At 51.2% G+C, this 25,260-nt stretch carries 24 protein-coding genes; 7 read left to right on the forward strand and 17 right to left on the reverse strand.

Features of this window, described 5'->3' with window-relative positions; all coding sequences use genetic code 11:
- Positions 1 to 4: 4 nt before the first annotated feature.
- From ACN0IC_RS01670 to ACN0IC_RS01700, 7 genes are all read right to left on the reverse strand, one after another.
- Positions 5 to 1,678 (reverse strand): M20/M25/M40 family metallo-hydrolase, encoded by a 1,674-nt coding sequence (locus ACN0IC_RS01670; protein ID WP_416877010.1) that lies wholly within the window; start codon positions 1,676 to 1,678, stop codon positions 5 to 7.
- An 89-nt stretch (positions 1,679 to 1,767) separates the two neighbouring features.
- Positions 1,768 to 2,253, reverse strand: coding sequence for a DUF2165 domain-containing protein (locus ACN0IC_RS01675; RefSeq protein WP_416877011.1), 486 nt, complete (start codon positions 2,251 to 2,253; stop codon positions 1,768 to 1,770).
- Positions 2,254 to 2,326: 73 nt separating this feature from the next.
- The gene (glmS, locus tag ACN0IC_RS01680; protein ID WP_416877012.1) at positions 2,327 to 4,144 is read right to left on the reverse strand and encodes a glutamine--fructose-6-phosphate transaminase (isomerizing); all 1,818 of its coding nucleotides are present in this window, start codon (positions 4,142 to 4,144) and stop codon (positions 2,327 to 2,329) included.
- A 157-nt stretch (positions 4,145 to 4,301) separates the two neighbouring features.
- The gene (locus ACN0IC_RS01685) at positions 4,302 to 4,802 is read right to left on the reverse strand and encodes a ferritin-like domain-containing protein (protein ID WP_416877013.1); all 501 of its coding nucleotides are present in this window, start codon (positions 4,800 to 4,802) and stop codon (positions 4,302 to 4,304) included.
- A 116-nt stretch (positions 4,803 to 4,918) separates the two neighbouring features.
- On the reverse strand, positions 4,919 to 6,142 hold the full coding sequence (locus ACN0IC_RS01690; protein ID WP_416877014.1) for a class I SAM-dependent methyltransferase: 1,224 nt from the start codon (positions 6,140 to 6,142) through the stop codon (positions 4,919 to 4,921).
- Positions 6,132 to 6,923, reverse strand: coding sequence for a DUF1365 domain-containing protein (locus tag ACN0IC_RS01695; RefSeq protein ID WP_416877015.1), 792 nt, complete (start codon positions 6,921 to 6,923; stop codon positions 6,132 to 6,134). The genes ACN0IC_RS01690 and ACN0IC_RS01695 overlap by 11 nt, the downstream gene beginning before the upstream one ends.
- On the reverse strand, positions 6,920 to 8,272 hold the full coding sequence (locus ACN0IC_RS01700; protein ID WP_416877016.1) for an NAD(P)/FAD-dependent oxidoreductase: 1,353 nt from the start codon (positions 8,270 to 8,272) through the stop codon (positions 6,920 to 6,922). The genes ACN0IC_RS01695 and ACN0IC_RS01700 overlap by 4 nt, the downstream gene beginning before the upstream one ends.
- A gap of 216 nt (positions 8,273 to 8,488) precedes the next feature.
- Between ACN0IC_RS01700 and ACN0IC_RS01705 the strand changes: the two genes are divergently transcribed.
- Positions 8,489 to 9,070 (forward strand): hypothetical protein, encoded by a 582-nt coding sequence (locus ACN0IC_RS01705; RefSeq protein ID WP_416877017.1) that lies wholly within the window; start codon positions 8,489 to 8,491, stop codon positions 9,068 to 9,070.
- Between the two features lie 20 nt (positions 9,071 to 9,090).
- Here the strand turns inward: ACN0IC_RS01705 and ACN0IC_RS01710 are convergent, their stop codons facing one another.
- Both ACN0IC_RS01710 and ACN0IC_RS01715 read right to left on the reverse strand, forming a co-directional pair.
- Positions 9,091 to 9,354: a TIGR03643 family protein gene (locus ACN0IC_RS01710; RefSeq protein WP_416877064.1), complete on the reverse strand. Its 264-nt coding sequence runs from the start codon at positions 9,352 to 9,354 to the stop codon at positions 9,091 to 9,093.
- A gap of 8 nt (positions 9,355 to 9,362) precedes the next feature.
- A complete protein-coding gene (locus ACN0IC_RS01715; protein WP_416877018.1) occupies positions 9,363 to 10,631 on the reverse strand; it encodes an acyltransferase family protein in 1,269 nt (422 codons plus the stop codon).
- Between the two features lie 175 nt (positions 10,632 to 10,806).
- Between ACN0IC_RS01715 and ACN0IC_RS01720 the strand changes: the two genes are divergently transcribed.
- The 3 genes from ACN0IC_RS01720 (at position 10,807) to ACN0IC_RS01730 (ending at position 15,611) form a co-directional block, all read left to right on the forward strand.
- The gene (locus ACN0IC_RS01720) at positions 10,807 to 11,664 is read left to right on the forward strand and encodes a LytR/AlgR family response regulator transcription factor (RefSeq protein WP_416877019.1); all 858 of its coding nucleotides are present in this window, start codon (positions 10,807 to 10,809) and stop codon (positions 11,662 to 11,664) included.
- A 446-nt stretch (positions 11,665 to 12,110) separates the two neighbouring features.
- On the forward strand, positions 12,111 to 14,705 hold the full coding sequence (locus ACN0IC_RS01725; RefSeq protein ID WP_416877020.1) for a TonB-dependent receptor: 2,595 nt from the start codon (positions 12,111 to 12,113) through the stop codon (positions 14,703 to 14,705).
- A 12-nt stretch (positions 14,706 to 14,717) separates the two neighbouring features.
- Entirely contained in the window at positions 14,718 to 15,611 is an 894-nt protein-coding gene (locus ACN0IC_RS01730; RefSeq protein WP_416877021.1) for a hypothetical protein, read from the forward strand.
- A gap of 13 nt (positions 15,612 to 15,624) precedes the next feature.
- Here ACN0IC_RS01730 and folE read toward each other — a convergent pair whose 3' ends face one another.
- The 3 genes from folE to ACN0IC_RS01745 all read right to left on the reverse strand — a co-directional run bounded on the left by folE (position 15,625) and on the right by ACN0IC_RS01745 (position 17,678).
- Positions 15,625 to 16,245 (reverse strand): GTP cyclohydrolase I FolE, encoded by a 621-nt coding sequence (folE, locus tag ACN0IC_RS01735; protein WP_416877022.1) that lies wholly within the window; start codon positions 16,243 to 16,245, stop codon positions 15,625 to 15,627.
- A gap of 164 nt (positions 16,246 to 16,409) precedes the next feature.
- A complete protein-coding gene (locus ACN0IC_RS01740; protein WP_416877023.1) occupies positions 16,410 to 16,952 on the reverse strand; it encodes a hypothetical protein in 543 nt (180 codons plus the stop codon).
- 117 nt (positions 16,953 to 17,069) lie between these two features.
- The gene (locus tag ACN0IC_RS01745) at positions 17,070 to 17,678 is read right to left on the reverse strand and encodes a hypothetical protein (RefSeq protein ID WP_416877024.1); all 609 of its coding nucleotides are present in this window, start codon (positions 17,676 to 17,678) and stop codon (positions 17,070 to 17,072) included.
- Positions 17,679 to 17,756: 78 nt separating this feature from the next.
- Between ACN0IC_RS01745 and cysS the strand changes: the two genes are divergently transcribed.
- Positions 17,757 to 19,334, forward strand: coding sequence for a cysteine--tRNA ligase (cysS, locus tag ACN0IC_RS01750; RefSeq protein ID WP_416877025.1), 1,578 nt, complete (start codon positions 17,757 to 17,759; stop codon positions 19,332 to 19,334).
- 1,194 nt (positions 19,335 to 20,528) lie between these two features.
- Here cysS and ACN0IC_RS01755 read toward each other — a convergent pair.
- Positions 20,529 to 21,026, reverse strand: a complete 498-nt coding sequence (locus tag ACN0IC_RS01755; RefSeq protein ID WP_416877026.1) for an STAS/SEC14 domain-containing protein — start codon at positions 21,024 to 21,026, stop codon at positions 20,529 to 20,531.
- A 166-nt stretch (positions 21,027 to 21,192) separates the two neighbouring features.
- On the opposite strand from ACN0IC_RS01755, the gene ACN0IC_RS01760 reads away from it, so the two are divergent.
- On the forward strand, positions 21,193 to 21,927 hold the full coding sequence (locus ACN0IC_RS01760; protein WP_416877027.1) for a hypothetical protein: 735 nt from the start codon (positions 21,193 to 21,195) through the stop codon (positions 21,925 to 21,927).
- A gap of 161 nt (positions 21,928 to 22,088) precedes the next feature.
- Here ACN0IC_RS01760 and ACN0IC_RS01765 read toward each other — a convergent pair whose 3' ends face one another.
- From ACN0IC_RS01765 to ACN0IC_RS01780, 4 genes are all read right to left on the reverse strand, one after another.
- Entirely contained in the window at positions 22,089 to 22,244 is a 156-nt protein-coding gene (locus ACN0IC_RS01765; RefSeq protein ID WP_416877028.1) for a DUF1328 family protein, read from the reverse strand.
- Between the two features lie 120 nt (positions 22,245 to 22,364).
- On the reverse strand, positions 22,365 to 22,733 hold the full coding sequence (locus ACN0IC_RS01770; protein WP_416877029.1) for a hypothetical protein: 369 nt from the start codon (positions 22,731 to 22,733) through the stop codon (positions 22,365 to 22,367).
- Positions 22,734 to 23,000: 267 nt separating this feature from the next.
- Entirely contained in the window at positions 23,001 to 23,264 is a 264-nt protein-coding gene (locus ACN0IC_RS01775; protein ID WP_416877030.1) for an HNH endonuclease, read from the reverse strand.
- Entirely contained in the window at positions 23,257 to 23,850 is a 594-nt protein-coding gene (locus ACN0IC_RS01780; protein ID WP_416877031.1) for a TlpA family protein disulfide reductase, read from the reverse strand. Before ACN0IC_RS01780 ends, ACN0IC_RS01775 begins: the two co-directional genes overlap by 8 nt.
- On the opposite strand from ACN0IC_RS01780, the gene argH reads away from it, so the two are divergent.
- A complete protein-coding gene (gene argH / locus ACN0IC_RS01785) occupies positions 23,849 to 25,258 on the forward strand; it encodes an argininosuccinate lyase (RefSeq protein WP_416877032.1) in 1,410 nt (469 codons plus the stop codon). The two genes, ACN0IC_RS01780 and argH, sit on opposite strands and share 2 nt — an antisense overlap.
- Positions 25,259 to 25,260 lie beyond the last annotated feature (2 nt).

Genomic DNA, 25,260 nt, shown 5'->3' on the forward strand with positions numbered 1-25,260 from the left:
AAATTTACTCCCGCGCCTCTGCACTCGCCTCTCTCAGCGCCTTGAACTCGGATGTTGATTTCAGCTCGGGCCAGTCATCCGAATTACCCATTTGGCGGGTCATATCCAGAAAGAGCTCGACGTCCTGCGCCGCGCCGCGAAGGTCCCAGTCAGGATTCCACGCATCATTCTGATTGTGATAGCGGTTATCGATATAGCCTTGCACCCAAGCGTCTCCAGCTTCGCGGCCGCCGTCTTTCAAATCTGGTCCACCGGCAATACCCATAATCAACATGACGGGAACGCCGCGCCGGGCGAGGGAGAAATGATCTGCGCGGTAAAATAATCCATTTTCAGGCAGGCCTTCGGGGGCGACTGTCCGGCCTTGCGTCGCAGCGGTCGCGGCCATCATCTCTTCCAATTCACTTTGCCCTTCGCCGACTTGAATAACGTCATTGGCTGGCCCTGCGGTCTGCAAAATATCAAGCGTTAAATTGGCGACAATCTTTTCCAACGGATAGATAGGATCTTGGGCGTAAGCTTCCGAACCCAGCAATCCGCTTTCTTCCGCTGTCCAGGCCGCAAAAACAACAGAGCGTTCCAGCGGCGGTCCGGCTTTCAGGTTCCGGGCGATTTCCATCATCCCCGCCAGTCCCAGAGCGTCATCATTTGCGCCGGGACGGACCGTCCGTCCTTGCGCGTCAGGCTCGCCTACGCCGTAGCCGTCCCAATGGCCGGAGAGCATAATGACTTCGTCCGGACGGGTGGTTCCTGTGATTTTACCCAAAACGTTCTGGCTCTCGACTGTCTCGACGGAGAGCGCCAAATCCGTGTTGAAACGGAGGTCGTCCAGTGGGAATGCCGTGAAATCTTTTTGACGAGCTTTGACCCGTAAATCATCAAGGTCATATCCCGCGGTCTCGACCCATTGCTCGGCCATGTCCTGATGCAGCCAGCCTTGCAGATCGACGGAAAGCTTCGCGCCGTCTCCGGCGACAGCATAGTTTTCGCCCGGTGAAGACGCGGCGACATTCCATCCATATCCGGCCGCTTCCGGTTCGTGAATGACCAGAGCGGCGACCGCGCCGCGGCGAGCAGCTTCTTCGAATTTATAGGCCCAGCGGCCATAATAAGTCATCCGTCGACCGCCAAACAGGCCGCTGACGGGATGGTCACCGGAGACGCCGAAATCCGGATCATTCACGAGGAAGAGCGCAACCTTGCCCTCGAGATCGATATCGCCGAAATCATCCCAGTCCCGCTCCGGCGCGCTGGCCCCAAAGCCGACAAAGACAACAGGCGCATTTTCGACTTTGATATTATCGCGGGGGTTGGTTGAGCTTATTTCAATGTCCTGGCCCTGCTTGATTTCAATGACGTTGCCGCCCTGATCGACATTCAATGTCCGTACATCCGTGACAATGGATTTGTTGAGCGTAACCGGATCAGTCCAGTTTCCGTTTCGTCCGCCGGGCTCCAGCCCTAGTTCTGTAAAACGCTCAATCAGATAGTTGACGGTTCTGGTCTCACCCTCGGTTCCCGGCGCCCGGCCCATAAAGTCGTCGGACGCCATGATTTTGACGTCCTCTGACATATTGGCCGTATTGATAGGAGAGGACGGGTTATCGACAGTCGCGGTTTGCGTACACCCCATTAAAATGACGCTCGCGCTCACGGTAACCCATATCTCTCTGATCATCTCTTTCTCCCTAATCTAAAACTTTTCCGACCATTGTTTTAGAAAGGGATTGTGTCAACCACTGCAGGCGGCCTTGAACTCTGAAGGGGTCAGTCGTCGGCCATGGAGACGAAGATTGCGACTATGCCAATCATGCCCGCATATCGAAAGGCCGATTGCCCTGCCAAATCGCGGAAGACATCAGATCGCCAAAGTTCGAACCAGCCTTCGCCAATGACAATAAAACCCAAAAACAACATGAAAATGGCCACGCCGCAGCCCGATAGGGCAAAAGTTTTGGCATGATTAAATGCGGCCGCGTCAGCCTTTCGCGCGCTCCACATGCGGCCCCCGCCGATTAAACATAAAATCCCTGCGGTCACTTTCGACAAGATAATAAATAGAGCGCCGGCCAAAATAAGAACGGGATTGGTGGTTGCCCGCCAACTTTCTGCGCCGCCTTCAAAGGTGGACATAGACGCGACAGCTTCGACCGCCCCGATTGTCCCGTTCCAATCCGTTAGATTTCCGAACGCCCCGAATATGCCCCATAAAAAGACGCTGAATATGAGTAATGTTTTTATGATACGTAACATGATTGCCCCCCGACATGGACAAGTCTAAGCGCACATCTTGTTTAAAACAAGTTAAAATTTTGGAGGGAAGTCCTTACTCCACCGTCACGGATTTCGCCAAATTACGCGGCTGATCCACATCCGTGCCGAGATGAACAGCCGTATGGTAGGCGAGGAGCTGTACGGCAAGTGTCAGGATAATCGGCGCGACGAAGCTGTCCGAATCCGGCATCTTGATGACATGAGAGGCGAGACCGCCCGCGGATTTCGCGCCGGTCTCGTCCGTGATGAGAATTATCTTGGCTCCGCGCGAGGCGACCTCCTGCAGATTGGAAATCGTTTTTTCAAATAGATTGTCATAAGGCGCGAGGACGATAACGGGGGTGCCATCTTCGATCAGCGCGATGGGGCCGTGTTTCAGCTCTCCGGCGGCGTAGCCTTCGGCATGGATATAACTAATTTCCTTTAGCTTGAGCGCCCCTTCATAGGCGATGGGGACCTGACTACCTCGGCCCAGATAGAAGGCCTGTTTCGAAGAGGAAAGCTCAAACGCCAAACGTTCAATTTGCTCATCCCGCAAAAGGCTTTCTTTGATCAGGCGCGGCGTTTCAATCAGCGCGCGGGCAAGGCGGATTTCCGCGTCGCGAGAGAGCACCTTTCGCGTGACCGCGGCTGAAAGCGCCAGAGCCGCCAGAGCTGTGAGCTGTGAGGTAAAGGCTTTGGTCGAAGCAACCCCGATTTCCGGCCCCGCATTAATGGGGAGCGCAATATCGGCTTCGCGCGCCATGGTCGACGTCATGACGTTCACAAGAGCCGCCGTTTTCGTGCCGTGCTCTTTGGCGTAGCGGAGCGCGGCCAGCGTATCGGCGGTTTCGCCGGATTGGGATACGGCGATAAAGAGAGAGTTTTTGGAAATGACGGGTTTCCGATAGCGGAATTCCGACGCGATATCGACATCGACCGCGACGCCGCCCAATTGCTCGAACCAGTATTTTGCTACCATGGCCGCATAACAGGCTGTGCCGCAGGCAATAATGACAATGCGGTCAAATTCGCTGAAATCCAGCTCGGGCGGGATATTGGCGGTCAGGCGAAACTCGTCGATATAATTGGCGAGGGTGCGCCCGACGGTTTCGGGCTGCTCGTAAATTTCCTTGAGCATGAAGTGGCGGTAATTGCCTTTTTCCGCCATGGCCGGGCCGCCGGAAATAATCGTCGCCTCACGGGTCACGGGTTTGTCTTGCCGATCGAAAATCTCATAGCTATCCGGGGTCAGCACGGCCCAATCGCCTTCTTCCAGATAAATTAGATTATTGGTCAGCTGGGTCAGCGCCATAGCGTCAGAGCCGATATACATTTCGCCGTCGCCAATTCCGATGGCCAGCGGAGAGCCGGCCCGCGCGCAAAATATCTGATCTTCGACGCCGTCAATAATCACGCCAAAGGCATAAGCCCCGGTCAGCTTTTTAAGAGATTTTCGAAAAGCGTCTTTCGGATTGTCGCCTTGCTCCAGGGCCGCATCCACCAAATGCGCGACAACTTCGGTATCTGTCTCCGTCCGAAACTTGCGACTTTTTGACAGCTCTTCGCGGAGTTCCAAAAAGTTTTCGATAATGCCGTTATGGACGACGCCGACACGGCCTGAAAAATGCGGGTGGGCATTGGTTTCGTTCGGAACGCCATGCGTGGCCCAGCGCGTATGCGCTATCCCGGATTGGCCGTCTATATTGGCCGCATTTAATTTGGCTTCGAGATTTTTGATTTTGCCTTCAGCGCGTTCGCGTTGCAGCGAGCCGTTCGTCAGTACAGCAATGCCGGAGCTGTCATAGCCGCGATATTCAAGCCGTTTCAGCCCATCGACCAGTCTGTCCGTCACCGATTTCCGGCCTGTAATTCCTATAATACCACACATAGTCGCGCTCTAATCATTGCCGAGTGTCAAATCCAGATATTTCTATCACGAAACAGTATGGTATTTCTTAAACCAAATCAGGGTCATTTTCTGATTATTTCAGGGCATAAAAAAAGCTGCCCCAGAAAGGGAGCAGCTCTTGAGGGTTATATTTAAATTATGCTGCGAGTGCAGCTTTATTGATTTCACTTTCCGCGAGGCCAGAAAGATAGACGTCACCTTCTTTTGTGGCGTCAAGGCAGGTCTTGATTTTCTTAGCATCTTCATCAAGGCCTAGGCGGCGGGCAAAGGTGTGCAAGCAGCCATATCCGGCAATCGCGTAATGTTCCATCCGCTGATATTGCGTGACAATCATGGCGTCTTTTACATCAGAATCGCCGAAGCTTTCTTCTGTGACGTGATGTTTGGCTTCTTTAATCAATCCTTCCATTCCTTTGCAGAATTCGCCGGAGGGTTTGTGGCCATGTTTATCAAGAATTGATTCCATGGCTTTCATGCCGTCATCAACGCCCTCTACGCCGCGCTCCAAGGCTTTTACCAAATCCGTATCCGTGGCCTCTTTCGCCAGCATCTTGGTGGTTGATTTGGATTGTTTGTTCGCGCTGTAAATATCTTTCAGTTCAGCGATATATAGGTCTTTCAAATTATTGAGAGGCATAGAGATAAATCTCCTGTGTCGAAATGGGTTCAAGGTTGAGTGCCTTGTATCTAACTTACGGGTCGCTCGGGTGAGAGTTCCAAATAAGATGAATTAACACATTGTTTTTACAGTGTTTATGCTTTCTCGCTCAAAATAATCTGGCTCACATTTATTGTGCCAAGTTTAAATCCGGCTTCGCAATAGGAGAGATAATAATCCCACATTTTTTCGAACCGTTCGTCAAAACCCTGCTCGCGTACGGTCTTGATATTTTCGAAGAATTGCTCCCGCCAGATGGCCAAAGTCCGGGCATAACTTTCTCCGAACCGGCTCTGCTCCAGAATATTGAAACCGACAGTCTGGGCCAGTTTTTCGAAAACGGGTTCGCTCGGTAACATTCCGCCGGGAAACACATATTTCTGGATGAAGTCCACATGGGTGCGGTAGTGCTCAAATGTGCCGTGGTCGATCGTAATGGTTTGGATGCCGACCCGCCCGCCGGGTTTGAGACATCGCCGAAGGCTCTCAAAATAAGTTGGCCAATAGGCTTCTCCAACAGCTTCGAACATTTCGATGGAGACAATATGATCAAATTGATCCTCGCAGTCGCGGTAATCCTGCAGGCGTAGATCAGACTGTTCGCTCAGCCCGGCCTCTGACAGACGTTTCTGAGCGTAAACCAGTTGCTCCCGCGATAAGGTCAGACCTGTCACGTGGGCCCCGAATTCGGAAATAGCGATTTCCGCGAATCCGCCCCATCCGCAGCCAATTTCCAAAACCCTGTCGCCTTTTTGGAGACCGACTTTACGGCAAAGTCGGCGGTATTTTTCAAGTTGAGCCTCTTCCAGGGATTGGTCCTGCCGCGTGAAGACAGCCGAGGAATAAGTCAGGCTGGGATCGAGCCATAATTTATAGAATGAGTTTCCAAGGTCGTAATGATAGGCAATATTCCTGCGGCTTCCGGCGCGGCTGTTCTTACGAAGGGCATGCGTCAGGCGGTCCACCCAGTCCATTTTGAAAAAGCGGGGGATAAGCGCTTCGAGACGAAGCATGTTCCGGCCGAGTATTTGCAGTAAGTAGGGGAGATTATCAGTTTCCCATTCTCCGGCCATATAGCCTTCACTCAGGCCCAAGGCGCCATTGGTCAAAAGGCGTGAAATCGCTTTATTGGAGAGAATTTTGAGCCGCGCGGGTTCGGCGTCACTTGGCCCGAAGCTCCGTATCGCCCCATTCGGAAAATGAACGTAAAGATGGCCAAAATCCATTTTGGCAAAGGCAAGGGCCAATAGGCGGCCGCGCAAGTTAAGCCTGTGATCATTCGGTTTTGGGGGATCGTAAAGGGTCAAACTATTTGTCATATTTTTTATATTTATATCTGTGGGGTTTAGAGCTGACAGCCTGTTTCGGCGGCGCGGGTTTGGAAGTCAGAGGAACTTTTTTAAACCAGAGCTTCAATGCCTGAAAATGAATGGCGGCTGTTACTCTCAAGGTCAGAAGCGGGTAGAGGAAGAAAACCTTCAGAAGCGTTTTGTTGGTCAAGGGCGACCGCTTTGCGGACAGGGCGGCGGAGAAAACGGTTTCATCTTTGACAGAATATTGAATGCCAAGTTTCAGCTTTTGCCCGGGAACAATCTGGGTGAATCGATATCCCCCCTCGACATGAAAAAACGGGGACACATAAAGAGATTTTTCGATTGAATGATTAGTGAGGTCATCCGAAATTTCGAAGGCATAGCTATGGCGTTCTCCAAATGTGTTGTGAACTTCATAGATAACCCCGGTGACTTTGGCCTCGGCGTCCAGAGCATAGAAAATAGAAATAGGATTAAACGCATATCCCAATAGGCGCGGCATTGTGAGTAATATGATTTTGTGAGGCGTCTCAACACCGACATCGGAAAAAACGGAGCGAATATAATCTTTCAATCCTTCAGGCGTTTGGGCCCCGTAATCTTTTTGTCTGAGACTAAAGAGGTTGAAACCGTCTAGTGACAGTAAAGACGGCAGGTCAACGCCTGTTTCAAAACTGTCCAAATCTATGGCGGCATAGAAAACCGGATAGTCAAAGCGATGTTTGACCGGCATTTTTCGCGTATGACTGACCGTCCCGCGGTAAAGGGCATTTTGAACGAAACTCATGCCACCATTTTGTCGGTTTTAGGGACGAATTTATCAAGCCGCAATCGGGCTGTCTGCCCGGGCTTCTCCCAGGGCCGCTTTATCCCGCCTATCTGCTCGGCGGCAAAAAGCCCCGCCTGAATGCCGTCTTCGTGAAAGCCATCCCCTAGATAGGCCCCGGCAAACCAATATCCGTTTTGACCTTGCACGGTCCAAATATCTGATTTGGCCTCTTCTGCCGCCATGTCAAAGACCGGGTGATCGTAACTGAATTTCGCCCAGATTTTTGACGGGTTGATATGCCGGTCCGGATTTAGGGTTACGATGACGGGCGTGTCCGTCGGGACATGTTGGAGCCTATTCATCCAGTAGGACACAGCGGGCGGTCCTTGCGCGTCGTCCCTGGAAAGATAATTCCAGCTCGCCCAGGCTTTTTTACGTTTTGGCATCAAGTTTTCATCGTGATGCAAAACCACATCATTGGGACGGTAACGCATCGCGGATAAAATGCGCCCTTGCTCACTATCGGGGGTTTGCAGAAGGGTCAGAGCCTGATCGGAATGACAGGCGAACAGGATGTGATCAAATGTCTGCTTATCCGACTTCGTAATGATTGTCCTACCCTCGACTAATTGAACAGGCTCGCTTAATCTGATCTTATCGGTAAACCCGGCGCAAAGTTTTTTCACATATTCACGACTTCCGCCTTTGACTGTTCGCCAGACCGGGGCGTCATTCAGACGATCTAGACCATGATTATGGAAAAACCGCATAAAGCTTTGCGCCGGGAAATCCAGAATTTCCTGTGAGTCAGAAGACCAGATCGCCGCCCCCATGGGCGCGAGATGATCTTCAATGAAAGCGTCCGAATAATGTTCGTTTTGTAGAAGCGACCTAAGAGGGAGAGACGCAAATTCAGGCTCTAAACGATAGCGATCCGCGTTTTTATAAAACCGCATGAGCTCGCGAAGCATGGACCAGTATCGAGGGCGAAGAAGATTGCTCTTTTGGGCAAATAACCCGCCTTTCGTCCCGCCCGCATATTCCAAAGCGCCGTCATTCAGGGAGGCTCCGAAAGACATATCCGTTTCCCAGGTCGGAACACCCAGCGTTTCGAAAAGCGCGCTGAGATTAGGGTAGTTCCGATTATTATAAACGATAAAGCCCGTATCGACGGGGAGCGTCTTCCCGCCTGTCTCTATATCAACGGTATGACTATGCCCGCCAATATAATCATTGGCTTCGTAAACGGTGATATCGTGATGGGGATGAAGCAGCCAGGCGGCGGACAGACCGGAGATACCGCTGCCGATAATAGCAATGCGCTGGCGGGATATTGGGGCCGCGCGGGAATGGAGTAGAGGTTTCATCTCCCTAGTTACGTGAGCCTGAAGAGAAACGTTTCAGAAAACTGCATTAACTTGCGATTATAATTGTTAAGTCCCTGATTTACCAATTTTCTTAGCGTCAATTGTTTCGAATATAGTCAGACGAGATTTTAAGGAGATACCAGCCGTTATAAAGTCATTGTAACGTGCTAAAATTTGCGCGACGTTTATAGAAGATGGAGATTTTAAAGGCCGATTATGATGTATAGAAAATATTTTGAAACCAGGATTTCAATCCGGTCACTTTTGAGCCTGTCCGGATTGGGCTGCGCTCTACTTCTTTCCGCCTGCGCGTCGTCGAGTTCTGAGACGCGCCGCCTGACGCCTCAGGATAATTTGCGGAGCGGCGGCTCTATTACGGCTGTGCGTCCTATCGGGCTTTTATTCGCGTCCATGGACACGGATGGGCAAGCAGGTCTTTCCAGGACGGAATTGGAAGCCGGAGCTGAAAGAGAATGGGGCGTTCTTAATTCCGGCGCGAAAGTCAGCGCCATTGACTACGGAAATTGGGCTCTGTCGGTCATGGGGTCCCGAGAGGTTATGCCAAACTTTCTGAGTTTTGATTCAGATTTCAACGGCGGATTGACGAAAAGAGAATTTGAAAACGGGCTCATGAGAGAATTTGACCGCGCCGATGAAAACGAGGATGGATTAGTCTCCCGTCAGGAAACAACCTACTCCATCACCATGCCCCGCCGGGGCAGTGATCGGGACGAAGACGGGTCTGACAGAGAAAATGCCGACGGCGTCGAGAGGATTCCCCGTCGATTAAGATATTAAACGTTTCAGGCAATGCCGTTTTAAATTCGAGAGTTTTTCAGGGCTTTATGTTTGCTGGCGCGTCCGCTCACACGTTTTCGCCACATCCGAAAACTGCTGGGCTTCATGGAGTTTCGCATTATCTCTATCACTTCGTCCTCTGACAGGCCGGTTTGCAATTCGATATTGTCAAATGAGGTGTCGTCATCCCAGGCCATGGCGATAATTTCCGACTCTGTCAGCTTGCCTTTATCCGGACGGGGCTCGGCGGGAATGAAATCATCAGGGAAACTACGGTCTGTCATAAAAGTCATTACGCCCCGAGGCGCCGCCTCGTTTCATTTGAACTCACCTTGACCGTCTTTTCTGTGGCTGCGTCCGTCTTACCTGTGGCCGCGCGTTTCTTTCTGAATTTCAACCCGAAGAGCGGCCGAACAAGGTTGAAGCGTCGGATACAAAGCTCATGACTAAGCAGGCAACCTCCAAAGGTGGCGAGGCAGACGCCCGCAAATTCCACGCCGACCGACAGGCCCTGCCGGGTGAGCCAATAGCCCGCCATAATGGTGAGAGTCTGGTGCAGAATATACCAGGGAAATATGGCTTCGGTCATATAGCGAAGCGCGCGGCTGGGCCGGTTGAGATAATGTTGCGCCAATCCCAAAAGCGACGCAATCACAATCCAGATAAAGAAAACCCGGGCAAATCTGGCCGGCCACAAAAAGGTTTCGGCTTCGACAACCGCGTCCCAATTATTCCAGATGAGCGTCAATGCGGTCCCTAAGACAATCGCTAAACCCCATAAAACCTTTCGCCAGCGCGAAATCGCCGCCCAGAAGGCCGTGTCCTTTGCCAGAATAAATCCGGTTATCAGGAAGGTGAAGCTATGAGCGTGATTGGCCCAGTCACTCACCACATCATGCGTCGTGGGAAAGTTTTGGTCCAGGAACATTCGGTAAATCAAATGCGGCAGGACGGGCAGACCTATCAGCCAGACAAGTCCGAAACGGCTGCAAAATATCTTTTGCGTCACACTGGCGCCTGCGCCTTGCATGAACTTCGCTAGGGGTTTGGCGAAGGGCGCTAATATCACCGTATAGATCATCAGGTAAACCACATACCAGAGGTGGTTCCAGGTCGGAATTGTGACCGAATATTTTTCCGATGTGCCGATGAAATACTCCGGATAGAACGCCCAGAAACCCTTCGTAATTTCTCCGCTCTCCAGAAGCTGCAGCCAGCTTTGGGGCGCCACGATAATGTGAATTCCGAACATAATTGGAATGAGTAGTCTGACGGTTCGCTTAACCGCGAAACGGGCATGGCCCCCGCGATTGGAGGCCGCCTTGTCAAAGGCAAACCGCAAAGCCACGCCGGAAATCAGAAAGAGGAGGAACAACCTCCAGGGATTTAAAAGGCGCATGAAGGCTTCCGCCGTCGGTCCGGCATGAACACTTTTAACGTGCCAGCCCCAGCTCACATAGAACATGCCGATATGATAAAATATCAAAAGCCCGAAAGCGATAATACGGAGCCAGTCCAGATCATGACGGCGCGCCGAAGGTAAGTCTTTTTGTAACATCATCTCTTCCCAAATTTGTCATTTCTTTCCAGCAAAAGCGCTTAAAGCGCGCCTTAAATTTGGGGCGACATCAGGCATTGAGGGATGAAAGTCTCTTGCTTGGGACGAACGGAGGATAGACGGGACGAAAATTTGAATAATTTTTTGTCAATCCAATGAAATCTTGCGATAGACGCTTATGCTGACGACCCTTGAAAACCCTGAACGCGCTGCGGATAAACGCGCGGATCGAACGGCCTTCCTTTATATTGTCATTTTCACTTTCCTGTCTTGGGTCATCCTGTCAAATTCAGACTATCTGGAAAATTTAAGGGACGGGCTTCGCCGACCCTGGTTTGAGCCTTGGCTTATTCAGGGCACGTCTCACATTGCCATATTAATTGTTATCGCTTGCATTCCGGGTCTGCTGTCGAGATTTCCCCTCAGCCTTGAAAACTGGAAAAGACGAATTCCGATTTATATGGCAGGCTTCGCCTTGTTCGGGGCGACTCATATCATTTTAATGATGCTGCTTAGAACGCTGAGTTTTCCCATCCTCCTCGGACGGGATCATGAGCAAAGCCTCTGCCGGCTCGGCCTCTGGATTTATGAACTGCCCAAGGACGGATATACCTACCTTCTCGTCCTATCTGTCTTTCTCACGGCCCGCCATATTGAACAGCTCAGGCTGGAAGCCGCCAATGCGAAACAGGAGGCGCGGGAGACCGGACGCCTGAGACTAAAATCAGGCGGGCGGATATTATTCCTGAAAGCGGACGAAATTCTTCGCGCCGAGGCGGCTTCTAATTATGTCGATATAAAAACGCCGAGCGGCCAGCATTTTATCCGCATGACCCTGACATCCTTGGAAAAGCTTATTGGCGCGGCGGGCGACACCCATATCAGGGTTCATCGCTCTCATTTGATAAAGCGGAAGATCATCCGCGAAATTGCGCCGCAAAACGATGGAAGGTTATCTGTAACGCTTGAAAACGAAGAGGTTTTGCCTGTCGGCCGGAAATATAAATCACATTTGGAATCACAAGGGTTGGCTTAACCCTTTATTAACCCTGTTTCGCACAGGATTCACATAGCCGTCATGGCTGTGTCACATGCGCGTAGCCAAATGGTGGTGTCGAAAACGAACCGACCGAAAGGGGTTTCATGCGCTGCACTTACGGGCAACACGCGTTCCGGCCGCCCAGCCGATTTAATAATTCAAAAGGCGAGGGAATGATGCGAAAACTAAAACGCCTCTGCGCCAAATCAGATCGACGTTTCAGTTCAAGAATACCCGCATAAACTGCTTCGTCGTCAATCATACGAAGTGAGTTGGAACTGGACTCATTTTTTTAAACAAGAAAAAAGTGTAAATCCGGAACTTAAACTTTCGTCATTGAAACGTCTTTGATTTGTTAGCGAACCGTTGAACAATCATTAAACGCCTGTCGCATTTTCGCCCTAGAGCCGAGCGAAAATCTAACAACATGACAGGATGTCCATATGTCTTTTCGGTTCGCCCCGCTTGTGCTGAGTACCAGTATATTCGCTCTTTCCCTGACGGCTCAATCTGCTTTTGCCCAATCCACATCAAATTCCGATACTGAGACAGAGGACGAGATTGTGGTCTATGGGCAGGCCCTGTCGCAAGCCCGGGCCATTCAGGTCAAAAGGAATTCAGATACTATCGTCGATGCGGTTTCGCAGGATGATATTGGACGCCTGCCGGATCTGAACACGGCACAAGCTCTGGTACGGGTGCCGGGCGTTGCCGTTCAGAACGATCAGGGCGAAGCCCGCTTTCCTATTCTTCGAGGGCTGAATGCCACCTATAACCGCACAACGATTGATGGCTCTATTGTGGCCTCTCCAGAACGCGGTGGTTTGGGCCGGGCGGTGCCGCTTGATCTTATCCCGGCCTCGCTTGTGTCGCGCATTGAAGTACGTAAATCCATTTCGCCGGAACTGGATCATAATGCCATTGGCGGAACAATAAATCTGGTCACGCGCAGCGCCTTTGATCAGGCAGAGCCCTTCTTTGTCGGGGGCGCTTATATCGGAGAGTATGAACAATCCGGAGAAGGCGGCACGCTGGACGAAGAAGACAAGAAACAGACCTGGCGCGCCAATTTTGCAACGGGAACGCAATTCGGGCCTCAGGATCAATTCGGCATTGTGTTCGGCGTGGATTATTCCTTTCGGAATTTCTTTATCCCTCAAATCGAAGTGGATGATGCGGATTATACCGAGTTTGATTCCGCTGGAAATAATGTCGGTTTGGGCAATGGCAACGGAATTGTAGTTCCCACCAATACGCGTCAGTTTTTCTATAATAATACCCGGGAACGTATCGGCCTTCTGGCCAAGGCGGAATGGCAACCTAATGATGATATATCGGGGGAAATCGCCCTCTCCTACAATGAATACAATGATGATGAGCGACGGGATGAACAACGCTATGAACTTGGAACGGGTAGTGGTTCGAACCAACCCGCGACTATTCGCAATCAGACCGCCACATCTGGCGTAACAGATACAGGATTTAACATTATCGGAATTGGACGGTTTACACTGGATCGAGAAATTGTCAGCCTTCGGGGTAATCTGGATTGGCAGGTCAGCCCCGATTGGGCTTTGGATTTACGAGCGGTTTACTCAACCGCAGAACTTTCCAACCCTGAAGTGACGGAAAGCTTTCAGTCCGATACGAATTTGGGCGCACGGTACGACACCTCGACCATATTCAACACCATTGATCCACTTGATCCTGTAACATTCTTTAATCCTGCCACTTATGACTTTCAGAACCGGGGAACATTGGATCGTTTTGCCAAGGACGATATTCAGGAATATGCGGCCGATTTATCCTGGGACGCTCCGGCCTTCGAAAATTTCACTGCGAAACTTGGCGGCCTTTATCGCACGGGAGAAAAGAATGAGGGATTTACCTTTAACCGCTTTGTTGCCGATAGCAGTTTTGATTATGATCTGAGCCGGGTGGTCGATAACGGCCTAGCCAATGTGGACTATCAGGGCGGATATCGGTTCCCGAACCGGATTTCGATTTCGGCCTCGGACTCTGTTTTTGCCTCTGAGGCATTTACGCAATCCGCGAATGTCGTCAGAGGCAGTGTCGCCAGTGAAGACGTCACTGCAGCCTATCTTTCCGGACAGTATAAGACAGATCGCTGGTTGCTTTCCGGCGGCGTCCGCGTGGAAAACACGTCTTTTGACGGGGCCCCGTTGAACGGGGAAACGGTATCCGGGGACTATACGGATGTGCTACCTTCCGTGAATCTTCGATATAATCTGACAGACGATATCGTCTTGCGGGCTGCCGCATCCCGCACTCTGGGGCGGCCGAATTTGAACCTACTGACGCAGGGCATAAATATTAACGTCACGGAAAATACGATCTCTCGTTCAAACCCTGATCTGCAGCCCCGTATGTCGGATAATTTCGACCTCTCTGCGGAATGGTATATCGGAGACGGCATCTTATCGGCGGGTGTCTTCTATAAGGATATCCAGAACGAAATATTTACCCAGACAACGGTCGGCCCGATAACCGTGGACGGCGTCACCTATGATGCCGTGACACAGCCCGAAAATGCGCAAAACGCCAATATTAAAGGGTTTGAGGCGCAATATCAGCAAACCTTTAGCCGCCTGCCATCGCCTTTCGACAGGCTGGGCGTCTCCGCCAATGTGACGCTTCTCGATACGGAATATGTGGTGCCGCTTAGCAATGGCGGAACGCGGACGACCGGATTTTTCCAGCAGCCCGATGAGGCATATAACCTGACGGCCTTTTATGCCGATGAGAATTTCGAACTCCGGGCGTCCTATAATTATACCGATTCCTTCATCGATACGATTTCAGCGAATGACCCCAATCAGGATGAATACTGGGAGGCGCGTGAACAGGTGGACCTTCAGGGCCGGTTTAACATGACAGAAAATTTCACTCTGGTGGGCGAAGTTCGTAACCTCACGGATACAGGCCGACGCGAGGTCACAGGCCCCGGAGCGCAATTTTTGCAGGAAGATGCTCTCTTCGGGCGTATCTTCTGGCTCGGCGTGGCCGCGAATTTTTAAGGAGACGGACAGGTGATTAAATATATATCCTTGGGTTTGGTCCTATCACTTTCGGCGGTATCTTCGGCGACAGCTCAAGATCAAAAAGAGCCGACGATCAAACCGGCTTCGATTGTTCTAGAGGCCACCGAAGTCGGGCGGTGGGACGCTCCGGAAGGGCGGCAAGGGGCCGCCGCATTGAATGACTCGTTCTATGCGATCGTCAATACCCGCATTGCGCGTTACAATAAAAAGACGGGCGAGAAAGAGGCGGAATGGACGGGCCCACGAGACGGATATATCCGTCATCTCAATTCCTGTTTTGTCGAAGGAGAAGATCTGCTTTGCGCCAATTCTAACCATCCCGAAGTCCCGATGGCCAGTTCCGTTGAAATTTTCGACGCGAACACATTGGAACATAAGGACAGCAAAAGCCTCGGCATTATGGAAGAAGGCTCTCTGGTCTGGTTTGATCATTTGGAGGCGGGCTGGATTGTCGGTTTCGCCCATTACAATGACGAAACAGGGGTTCCGTTTAAAACCAATGACTATGCCGGTGTCTATCACTATGACGCGCAGTGGCGGCGCACGGGTGGCTGGATGTTACCAAAGCATCTGGTCGAGTTGATGGCCCCGCAGGCGGCCTCAGGCGGCGCGCTCGGCCCGGATGGTCTGCTTTACATGATGGGGCATGACCGCCCTGAAATGTATGTTATGGCCAAACCGGTTATGGGACCCAAGCTGATTCACGTCGCGACAATAGAGATTGACGCGGAAGGCCAGGCCTTTGCCTTTGACAAGAGCGAGGCGCGGACGGTTTACGCCATTTCCCGCCGCAATGGCCAGGTCAGAGCGTTCGAGTTACCGGAAATTCCGCAGGACGCTCTGGAAGACGGTGTCTCAGAGCGTTTCGTCACGCCAGAATAAGCGGGTTTGGAACTTAAGACTTCCCGATCAGTTTCAGGAAACGGTCCTGCAGGGACGGGTTGGTTTTAAACTCCCCCGTAAACTGGGTGGTAATGGTCGAGACATCCGGGTGGTGAACGCCTCGCGTCGTCATGCATTGATGCACCGCGTCCACCATCACGGCCGTGCCGCGCGGCTTAAGCGCTTCATCGATGGCGTCGGCGATCTGGGCCGTCATGGTTTCCTGAGTCTGAAGGCGTTTTGAAAAGACCTCGACGACTTTAACCAGCTTGGAAATGCCGACCACCTTTTCCGTGGGCAGATAGGCGACATAGGCTTTGCCAAGAAACGGCGCGATGTGATGCTCGCAATGGCTTTCAATGTCGATTTCGCGCAGAATGACCATGTCGTCATAGCCGGACACATCTTCAAAGACGCGGGAGAGTTCCTCCGCCGGGTCCATATCGTAACCGCGGAACCATTCGCGGTAAGCCTGCACCACGCGTTTGGGCGTGTCTTTCAGACCTTCGCGGTCGGGATTGTCCCCGGCCCAGGCAATTAATGTCCGGACAGCGTCCATCGCCTCTTCTTTGGACGGGCGCGGCGCGTCATTCACGGCTTTGAGGGTCGGTTTTTTCGTAGCGTCATTGGTCATGGGGCGGCCTATAGCCTATCAGAGAGGAGAAAAGCTAGGGCGCAAAGCGGTTGGCCGCTATGCTAAAACGGAGGATTCCCTACAAGACAATAAAAAAGAAGCCCCGCTTTCGCAGAGGCTTCTCTTGTTCTCCACGACCCAAGGCCGTGATATATATTCAATAATTATGAGTCAGGTTCATAGTCGCCTGTCACATGACATGTCATATCCGGCTGGGCTGTCGTCCCGGCTGGACAGGTTACTGTCGTGGCGAGATTAGGATTATCTTCCGTGGGCACAACAATCGCATTATCTGCGGCTGTACTGGGATTTTCCTGCATATTGATGGCGGCGGGCTCTTTCACGTCACCTTCCGACATTAAGAACTTATCATCGCCTGACATACGCGGAACATTTGTTTCATTGGACTGAAGAATTTCGCCAGTGCTCTCATTTTTCAGAACGGCACCACGGACTTCTGTATTTTCCATCTCCATCGATTTATCAGATTTCATGGAATGAGAGTCCCAATGCGATTTTTTCCACGCTTTTTGTTCAGCTTCACTTAGAGAGTCCCAATTATCGGGTTTCTTCATTTTGTGCTTCATCGTCTTATGCTGAGCGTCTTTCATCATTTTATCACCGCTCTTGTGATGATCGGCAAAGGCCGGTGATGCAAAAGCAAGGGCTGCAGCGGCGGAAAATAAAATAGGTTTAAAATAGGTCATAGAAAATCTCCTCATGGGAGTTAAATGAGTTAGGGCGTCATAGAGTGATGCCACCCTCACTTAATCAGCGCATAAAGGCGCCAATCGTTCCAAATTACTGGATAAACCTGTTATTATTCAACAATCTAGGGGCTCTGAGAGCAGATTATACTGATTTATTTCCTCCGGCGAGAGGATATGAAGCTCCTGCGGGGAGGCGGCGTCGCGCGTAAAGACATAGAACGCCGGATCAATTCCCATATCGCGTAGAAATCCTTCCTGCTGCCTCTGCCGGGCGTCATAAATATCGTTTCTAGGTTGGTAGGTTTCCAGTCCGACAATCGACCAGCTATGCACCCCGATTTGCGCGCCGCAGTCCATGGTCCGCTCTGTCCCCGCCAGAAACAGATCCACCGCGCCGGAGGCTATACGGCTATTTCTCTCCAGATGGGTTTTTAACCGGTTTTTTCGAACTGACCGTGCAAGGCGAAGATTCTGATCCGCATCGACAGTGCCCGGCATATATTTCAGAACCAGCGTGTCGACTTGCGGGTTTTCGCGGATAAGCGCGTCCACCGCCCCGGCAGAGGCGCTGTCGGTTGTGCCGTAAACATAGGCTTTGTCGCCTTTCACATCAAAGTGAAGCTCACCATCCCTCGTGTCGGGACGATTGAAAATCGCGACGGCCAGAACGACGAGCGCGAGCAGTCCGGCCATAATCTGATGTTTTCGAAAGGGGTTGCTCATGCGCGCCTTTTGAACAAAAGCGTTCGGACAGACAAGAGAGGCTTCCATAGAGGGGTGTGATTGGCTAGAGACACCGCCATGACCACGGCAGAACATCCCCTCACGCTCTATAATTCGCTGACGCGCGAAAAAGAGCGGTTTATCCCGCAAAACCCGAAACGGGTGACGATGTATAATTGCGGCCCGACCGTGTATAGCTACGCCCATATCGGCAATGCCCGGGCGGCTGTCGTGGCCGATGTTCTGTTTCGCGTGCTTCGTCATATCTATGGTGAAGACCAAGTCGTCTATGCACGCAACATCACCGATGTGGATGACAAGATTATCGCGGCCGCCAAGGAACTTTCTGAAAAAGAGAAAAGAGACGTGCCGATTTCTGAAATTACGGAAAAATACGCGCGCATTTATAATGAAGATTTGGCCGCGATTGGCTGCCTTGCGCCGACGCATCAGCCAAAGGCGACCGATCATATTTCTCATATGATCGAAATGATTGAGGATTTAATTGAAAAAGACTTTGCCTATGAATCCGACGGCCACGTCTTTTTCGATGTGTCTAAATATGACGATTACGGAAAACTCTCCGGCAATACGCTGGACGCCCTGCGCGGCGGCGACCGGGTCGGAGAGGGCGAGGTCGCGCGCAAGCGCAACGCAGCGGATTTTGTGCTCTGGAAACCGGAACTGGACGGCGTCGGCTGGGACGCGCCTTTTGGACCCGATAAATCAAATATGAAAGGTCGCCCGGGCTGGCACATTGAATGTTCCGCCATGGCCAAAGCGACTCTATGTGATGAAGATTACGGCAACACGATTGATATTCACTGCGGCGGAGTCGATCTGAAATTCCCGCATCATGAAAATGAAAAAGCCCAAAGCTGCTGCTCAAATGGCACGGAAAAATTCGCCAATTTCTGGGTACATAATGAATTCCTCAATATGGGTTCTGAGAAGATGTCCAAGTCCTTGGGCAACGTCACGCACATTCGTGATTTGCTGAAAGAATGGGACGGCGAAGTTATTCGCTTGGCACTATTGAAGGCGCATTACCGGAGTGAGCTGCAATGGTCGGAAGAGTCTTTAAATTCATTAAAAACGCTTTTGAGAAAAGCTTATAGAGCGTTTATGCTTTGCAATTCAATTTTCATGGATTTCTCAAGTGATTACCACTCCAAAGATTTTTTTATCGAAAAAGAAAATTATTGGGATTTTCTTATGGATGACGGATATACTTGGCATGCAATATCGTTTGCGATTAGTGATCTTACCGAAGTGGCTTTTATATTAGAACAATTAGGCTTTCCTAATAGACCTATTGATGAAATTCGTAACTCAGTAGAATTAAACGAGCAAATGATTGAGTTATACGGAACTTACTCTCAATCAGTTTATCTATTAAATTCATTAGGTTTTCTAAATAATGACCCGGAAGAGTGGTTCCGCGGCAAGACCTCCGATGATGAAGAAGACGAAATCAACGACCTGATCCAACAACGCGACGCCGCGAAAACGGCGGCGATGGCGGCCAAGAAAACCGGCGACAAAGCGCTGATGGGGGAGCAGTTCAAACGCAGCGACGAAATCCGCGATAAGCTCAAAGCGAAGGGTATTATCCTGGAAGACGGCCCCGACGGCACGACCTGGCGTCGGGAGTAAGACCCGTCCCCATTCATCTTCCCTCCTCCGTTTACGGGGGAGGTGGGCCGCGAATGCGGCTCGGAGGGGGGAGCCTCACATAACAGACGCCAGCGTAATACGCTCCCCCCATCCCCGCTTCGCGGGACTTCCCCCGTAAACGGGGGAAGATAATCCGCACTTATCCTTAAAAAAACCCTATACCTCTCAATCCCTTACAAAAAATCCAAGAGATAGATCCGCGCTTTGCGATTTGCCCTTATATTCAAACTTGTTCTTTTGCTCATGGACAGGAAGACGTCACCTTCTGGAGTACGAGACGGCGGGACTGAGCGACCTTTCGTGACTGAGAGGTGTGTGCCGGGTCTGTCAATGCGCGTGCCTGACGCTCTGGCGTTCCACCCTGTGACTTCTTTGAAGGATGCAGGCCGATCGCCTAGACTGCGGACGACCTCCAACACAGGAGGATCGCTACAAGGCCGCTGCGATAAAACCGCTGCCGCGGGGCCTGGCCCTTGCGAAACATTACCAAATTCGGTCTCCGGCAAGGATACCGACCCCGCGGGCTGTCCACTTTATTTAGGATTTTGACGCGAAAGGCTCGACCCGAGATGGCGAGTGGGAGGAAAGGCGTGGGAGAAATTATGAAACCTCTGTCACAACCTGTCATACCGACGCGGCCCTTGGGTCGCCCGGTATAAGTGCCTTGCCGGTTCAGCGAAAAACGTCTTCTACGGATCAAGACGCCAAGCATAAGGCACTTGCACCGGGCAGGCTTCGCCCGCGTCGGTGTGACTAAGGAATTGAAAAGTCAGCTACATCCTCACTAACCCCGCTTCGCTCCGTGCGGAATGACAAGCGCAGAAGGGAATGACGAGGTGGGAGAAGAGGTTCGCTCCACACCCCGGAATGACAGGAAATTAGCAGAAAGGAGCATATTACAAACGAAAAAGCCCTCCCACGAGGGGAAGGCTATTATTTGGTGCAGGTTGAGAAGCTTCTCATATTTTGCTTTGGCAAAATCCTCCGAAGACGCGGAGTGGCCGTCATTGATACGGGGTATCAATGACAACGTAGCGCCGAAGTCGTGAGACTTCGGAAAGTGCATTTGTTTCAAGACTTCTCATATTTGGCTTTGGCCAAATCTTTCGAAGAAACTCGGGAAAGCGATTTTATCGCTTTAATGAGAGGTGGTTCGCCTCTCATCCCTCATTTTTAAACATTCACGTTTTTCATTTTGAGGCTGTCCCATGGATTATCGGACTCTTCCTCCGCCTGATCATTGGAGGCTTCGGGCTCATAGCCTTCATCGCCTTCCTGGATAAGCGCTTCGCCTTTGAGCCAGCGTTCGGCCGGGGTCGTCTCGTCCAGGTCAAATGTGCGGACTTCGAGGCCGGGAATGACCGCGCCTTCGACTTTGGCAGAGTTCCGGAGGAACATGCTGTCGGTCATGAGCGCGCATTTTTTCGCGGATTTGGAATGGCGGAGCACGGTGGCCACGCGTTTGAATTCGGCGCTGATCGCCGCAAGGTCGTCAAATTCGCCCTGGGCCATATCAATCCGGAGGTTAAAGTCGTCATCCTCCGCGTCCAGTTCATGGATCCAGTCGAGACCCTGGGTCATCGATTCCGGCTTAATATTACCGGTGATACTCATGTGAACGATTTTGTCTTCTAGTTTAAGTTCAAGATTCTCAGTGCTGAGAGGCGTCATAAAAATTATTTCTCCATTAACAGATGTTAAAACTATGGCCAAACAGGCGGAACGTTCCAAGAAAGAATCACAGATAGAACAGCGTCTCTAGGCCGTTTTCTGCAGAAATTGGTTTGTTCTGTCTGGAAGGGGGTATAAGGGCGGCGATACATAGAAGAGGTTAGCTATGTCCTATATTTGTAAAACCCTGTCCTTCGGGATAGGTCTGTTCCTGCTATGCTATGCAGGGCCGGCCTTTGCGCAAAACACGAGCGGCGTTGTCGGCGCGACGGTGGATGACGGCGAGAGCACGCTCGAATACCGTCTGGGGATTGATCCGGAAAATTCCCGCGGCGAAACCGGCGTCGCGCAGCGCCTGCATTATCAGCGCTCTATCAATTCCGATCTCAGATGGCGGGTCGTGGGGCGGTTCCGCAAGACGCAGGAGTCGGATTTTGATTTCGACTATGTCGAAGCGGAACTGGTCTGGCAGCTCAGCGAAGATGACAGGAAATATCAAACCGGCCTGCGCTTTGACGCCCGTTTGCGCGGCGATTCGCGCCCCGGTCAGCTGGGCATAAACTGGGCGCATCAGTGGAAATTCGGCGAGGGCTGGGAAGTCCGGGGCGTGCTGAAATCCGAGGTGCAAATCGGCCAGGGCTCCGGCGATGATTTCACGATTGAAAGTCAGGCCCGGCTTCAAAAGAAATTGCCTCAAGGGCGGGCGCTTGGCGTCAAAATGTTCAGCACTTACGGGGATACATCGGGCCTCGACTCCTTTGAGGATCAGAATCATGTCGCCGGGCCTTATCTCAGCACGCCCTTCTTTGAAAAAGTGAAGCTTTCGACCGGAGTATTGTTTGGATTGACGGAAAGCTCGCCCGATACGCAAATTCAGTTCTGGCTCACACGATCCTTTTAATTCCCTCCAGTCGTATGAATTTTTAAAATAAAAGCCGCCCTTCCAAAAGGAAAGACGGCTGAAACGGGTAAATTGGCCCCGTTTTATCGGCGGTGACTTATCCCTCCGCTAACGCTTTGAAGGGTTAAGCATAGCGGGGATAAGACGAACCGCCGAATAGGTTAGGCGCGACCCTGTAAAAGGTGAACTAAGAGCAAAATTACGAACAGAACAATAAAGACATAAAAGGCATACATGGCGATTCCGCTCACGCCGCCAAAACCAAGGGCAGCAGCGATAAGGGCAATAATAAGAGCTATAATAGCGTAACGTAACATGGGTCTCTCTCCGATTTTAATTACCGAGACTTAATGTCTCTGGCAAAATAACGCCGGGACTGAGAAAATTGTTCCGTGGCTTGAAAAACTTACCTTTTCAGCAAAGCCCGCCTAGTAAAGCTATTCTTCCGGTTCTTCTTTGAGACTCCAGTTATTATTTTTCGCGTCACCCTCCGCATTAAGTTCGGCTAGCTCGTCCGGAGTAATGGCGCCATCGGCATTGCTATCATATTTATCAAAGGCGTCATCATAGGAACCATTTTCTCGCACGAGGACAAACTCTTTATGCCCCTCGGCTGCTTTCATCACTGCAAAGGAGACGAACTCTTCTCGGTCCAACTCTCCATTGGCGTTAATGTCAGAGGCTAGGAAATTAGTATCCTGTATAGTGGGTTTGACCTCTGCCTCTTGCGCAGATGCTCCCAAGGCAAAGGCAGAGCCTGCAATTGCAGACATCGTTGCTATAAGTGTTAAATCTCGTATCCGCATGAAGTCTCTCCTATGTCATGCCTCGCCACCCCAGCAAGTTGGCGAAATCTGTCGGAGGCGATTGCAAAGGTAAAGTGAACAGGATTTAATGAGAAAGAGAGAAAAATAAGGCCTTATTTATGCCGAATTCCTAGAACTTTACCGTCAGGTCAATCAATTAACACTGCCTCATTTTTGCCGAACTTTAGAAAGGTAATGGTAAGGCTACATTACAAATATAAGAAAGTAGATGCCTCAGACTCACGCCATTTAGCCAATCGTGAACAACTATCGGGTTCGGCGATAGAAATCCGGCGGCTTGTTTCTCAGCCATTTGATAAATTTTTCAATGTCAGGATGGTTTTTTAGCGGTTCAATCGATGCGAAGTCAGCAAGCTCCGTTCTGGTAAAAACCTTATGAATTTTGCGATGACAGATGGCGTGAAGTTCAACCGTTTCTTTGCCGCCTTTCGATTTAGGCACAACATGATGTTTCTCGGACTTCTCGCCGAGCGGGCGATTACATAACTGGCAGGTCCGGACTTCACTCATTCGCAGTTAAATAATCTATCAAGGCAAAGGCTTCGGGACTGTCCCACTCAGCCTCCCCAAGCAAACGCGCCACCTCCCGGCCTGACCGGTCATAAATCACTGAGGTTGGAAGGCCCGGCAATTGGAGCTTTCCATTTATCTGATATGTACTGTCGTGCCAGCTCGGCAAAGCATCTATTCCGTTTTCTTCAAAAAATTCTGTGATGTCCTCTTTCTTATTATCCAGGCTGATAGTGACAACCTGAAAAGCCTCTCCGCCGCGTTGCTTCTGCAAATTGTTCAGCGAAGGCATTTCCGCGACGCAGGGCGGGCACCAGGTCGCCCAGGCATTAACCAGAATGACTTGACCCCGGTAATCGGACAGGCTCATTTTTTCATCGCCTGTTGATGTAAAAGAGAGGTCAGGTTGCGGCGGCGGAGCTTCTAGGATTGTGAGTTTCGACAACGAAGCCACACTCAATCTTTCCAACCCGGTTTTTGGTTTTTGACAGGATTGCACCACGACCCCAAACACGGCTATGAGACCGATGACAAATAAGACCCGTATGGCATTGCCCAGGGTAAACAATGAAGAGACAGATGACATGACCGAGCCTGTAAATCAGAAACCGGAAAAAGGCCAGACGATGTGGGGGGGGCGTTTCAGCGCACAACCGGGCGCTCTGATGCAGGCGATCAATGTCTCTATCGATTTCGACCAGAAACTTGCCGCTCAAGATATTCTCGGCTCAAAAGCTCATGCGACCATGCTCAAGGCTCAGAGCATTATCTCTGAAAAGGATTGTCAGGCGATCCATCAAGGTCTGGATGAGATATTGGAAGAAATTAACGCCGGCACTTTTCCTTTCAAACCCGAATTAGAGGACATCCATTTGAACGTGGAAAACCGCCTGAAAGAAAAAATCGGTGAAGCCGCGGGACGCCTTCACACTGGCCGCTCACGGAACGACCAGGTGGCGACAGACTTTCGTCTATGGGTACGCGATCATCTGGATATGTTCGATGCACAATTAAATACTTTGCAAAGAGCGTTACTCGGTCAGGCGGAAAAACATGCCGACACGATCATGCCGGGCTTTACACATTTACAAAGCGCACAACCTGTCACCTTCGGACATCACATGATGGCTTACCTAGAGATGTTTGCGCGGGATCGCTCTCGTTTCGCTGACTGCCGCAAGCGTCTCAATGAAAGTCCTCTTGGGGCCGCCGCTTTGGCCGGAACGCCCTATCCGATTGACCGGGACGCAACGACCAAAGCTTTAGGATTTGACCGCCCTATGGCCAATTCGCTCGACGCTGTATCGGCGCGGGACTTTGCCTTAGAAGCTCTCGCCGCGGCCAGCATTTGCGCCACGCATCTATCTCGACTTTCAGAAGAAATTGTCATCTGGACGAGCGCCCAATTCCAGTTTGTGAAATTGTCTGACACCTTTACAACCGGCAGCTCAATAATGCCGCAAAAAAGAAACCCCGACGCCGCCGAATTGGTGCGGGCCAAGGTTGGGCGGATTGTCGGGGCTCTTACATCCCTGACTATTGTGATGAAAGGCCTGCCCCTCGCCTATTCCAAAGACATGCAGGAAGACAAGGAACCTGTCTTTGACGCCTTTGAAGCCTTGGAACTTGGTTTGGCCGCTATGGCAGGTATGATCAGCGATATGTCACCAAATAAAGATAAACTCGCCGAGGCGGCCGGCGCGGCCTTCTCGACGGCGACGGATCTGGCCGACTGGCTCGTCATGACCCTGAACATGCCATTTCGAGACGCCCACCATGTCACAGGGCGGGTGGTGGCACTGGCCGAGAAACAAGGCAATACTTTGGCTGAGATGGAGCTGACGGATTTACAATCCATTGAGCCGCGCATTACCGACGATGTTTACCGGGTCCTGTCTCCTCTGGCCTCTGCCAGCAGCCGTACAAGCTACGGAGGGACCGCGCCAAGCGAAGTGAAAAAGCAAGTAAAGCGCTGGAGAAAAAATTTAAGCTAACG

This window comes from Litorimonas sp., assembly GCA_029936425.1.
GTDB lineage: Bacteria > Pseudomonadota > Alphaproteobacteria > Caulobacterales > Maricaulaceae > Litorimonas.

Coding starts and splice junctions, on each gene's coding strand:
- ACN0IC_RS01695 (WP_416877015.1), bottom strand. CDS start 6,923: ATGAGTTTCGTTCAAAATGCCCTTTACCGCGGGACGGTCAGTCATACG.
- ACN0IC_RS01780 (WP_416877031.1), bottom strand. CDS start 23,850: ATGTCATCTGTCTCTTCATTGTTTACCCTGGGCAATGCCATACGGGTC.
- ACN0IC_RS01765 (WP_416877028.1), bottom strand. CDS start 22,244: ATGTTACGTTACGCTATTATAGCTCTTATTATTGCCCTTATCGCTGCT.
- folE (WP_416877022.1), bottom strand. CDS start 16,245: ATGACCAATGACGCTACGAAAAAACCGACCCTCAAAGCCGTGAATGAC.
- ACN0IC_RS01770 (WP_416877029.1), bottom strand. CDS start 22,733: ATGCGGATACGAGATTTAACACTTATAGCAACGATGTCTGCAATTGCA.
- ACN0IC_RS01760 (WP_416877027.1), top strand. CDS start 21,193: ATGTCCTATATTTGTAAAACCCTGTCCTTCGGGATAGGTCTGTTCCTG.
- ACN0IC_RS01705 (WP_416877017.1), top strand. CDS start 8,489: ATGATGTATAGAAAATATTTTGAAACCAGGATTTCAATCCGGTCACTT.
- ACN0IC_RS01775 (WP_416877030.1), bottom strand. CDS start 23,264: ATGAGTGAAGTCCGGACCTGCCAGTTATGTAATCGCCCGCTCGGCGAG.
- ACN0IC_RS01685 (WP_416877013.1), bottom strand. CDS start 4,802: ATGCCTCTCAATAATTTGAAAGACCTATATATCGCTGAACTGAAAGAT.
- glmS (WP_416877012.1), bottom strand. CDS start 4,144: ATGTGTGGTATTATAGGAATTACAGGCCGGAAATCGGTGACGGACAGA.
- cysS (WP_416877025.1), top strand. CDS start 17,757: ATGACCACGGCAGAACATCCCCTCACGCTCTATAATTCGCTGACGCGC.
- ACN0IC_RS01710 (WP_416877064.1), bottom strand. CDS start 9,354: ATGACAGACCGTAGTTTCCCTGATGATTTCATTCCCGCCGAGCCCCGT.
- argH (WP_416877032.1), top strand. CDS start 23,849: ATGACCGAGCCTGTAAATCAGAAACCGGAAAAAGGCCAGACGATGTGG.
- ACN0IC_RS01675 (WP_416877011.1), bottom strand. CDS start 2,253: ATGTTACGTATCATAAAAACATTACTCATATTCAGCGTCTTTTTATGG.
- ACN0IC_RS01690 (WP_416877014.1), bottom strand. CDS start 6,142: ATGACAAATAGTTTGACCCTTTACGATCCCCCAAAACCGAATGATCAC.
- ACN0IC_RS01740 (WP_416877023.1), bottom strand. CDS start 16,952: ATGACCTATTTTAAACCTATTTTATTTTCCGCCGCTGCAGCCCTTGCT.
- ACN0IC_RS01700 (WP_416877016.1), bottom strand. CDS start 8,272: ATGAAACCTCTACTCCATTCCCGCGCGGCCCCAATATCCCGCCAGCGC.
- ACN0IC_RS01720 (WP_416877019.1), top strand. CDS start 10,807: ATGCTGACGACCCTTGAAAACCCTGAACGCGCTGCGGATAAACGCGCG.
- ACN0IC_RS01725 (WP_416877020.1), top strand. CDS start 12,111: ATGTCTTTTCGGTTCGCCCCGCTTGTGCTGAGTACCAGTATATTCGCT.
- ACN0IC_RS01670 (WP_416877010.1), bottom strand. CDS start 1,678: ATGATCAGAGAGATATGGGTTACCGTGAGCGCGAGCGTCATTTTAATG.
- ACN0IC_RS01715 (WP_416877018.1), bottom strand. CDS start 10,631: ATGATGTTACAAAAAGACTTACCTTCGGCGCGCCGTCATGATCTGGAC.
- ACN0IC_RS01755 (WP_416877026.1), bottom strand. CDS start 21,026: ATGACGCCTCTCAGCACTGAGAATCTTGAACTTAAACTAGAAGACAAA.
- ACN0IC_RS01745 (WP_416877024.1), bottom strand. CDS start 17,678: ATGAGCAACCCCTTTCGAAAACATCAGATTATGGCCGGACTGCTCGCG.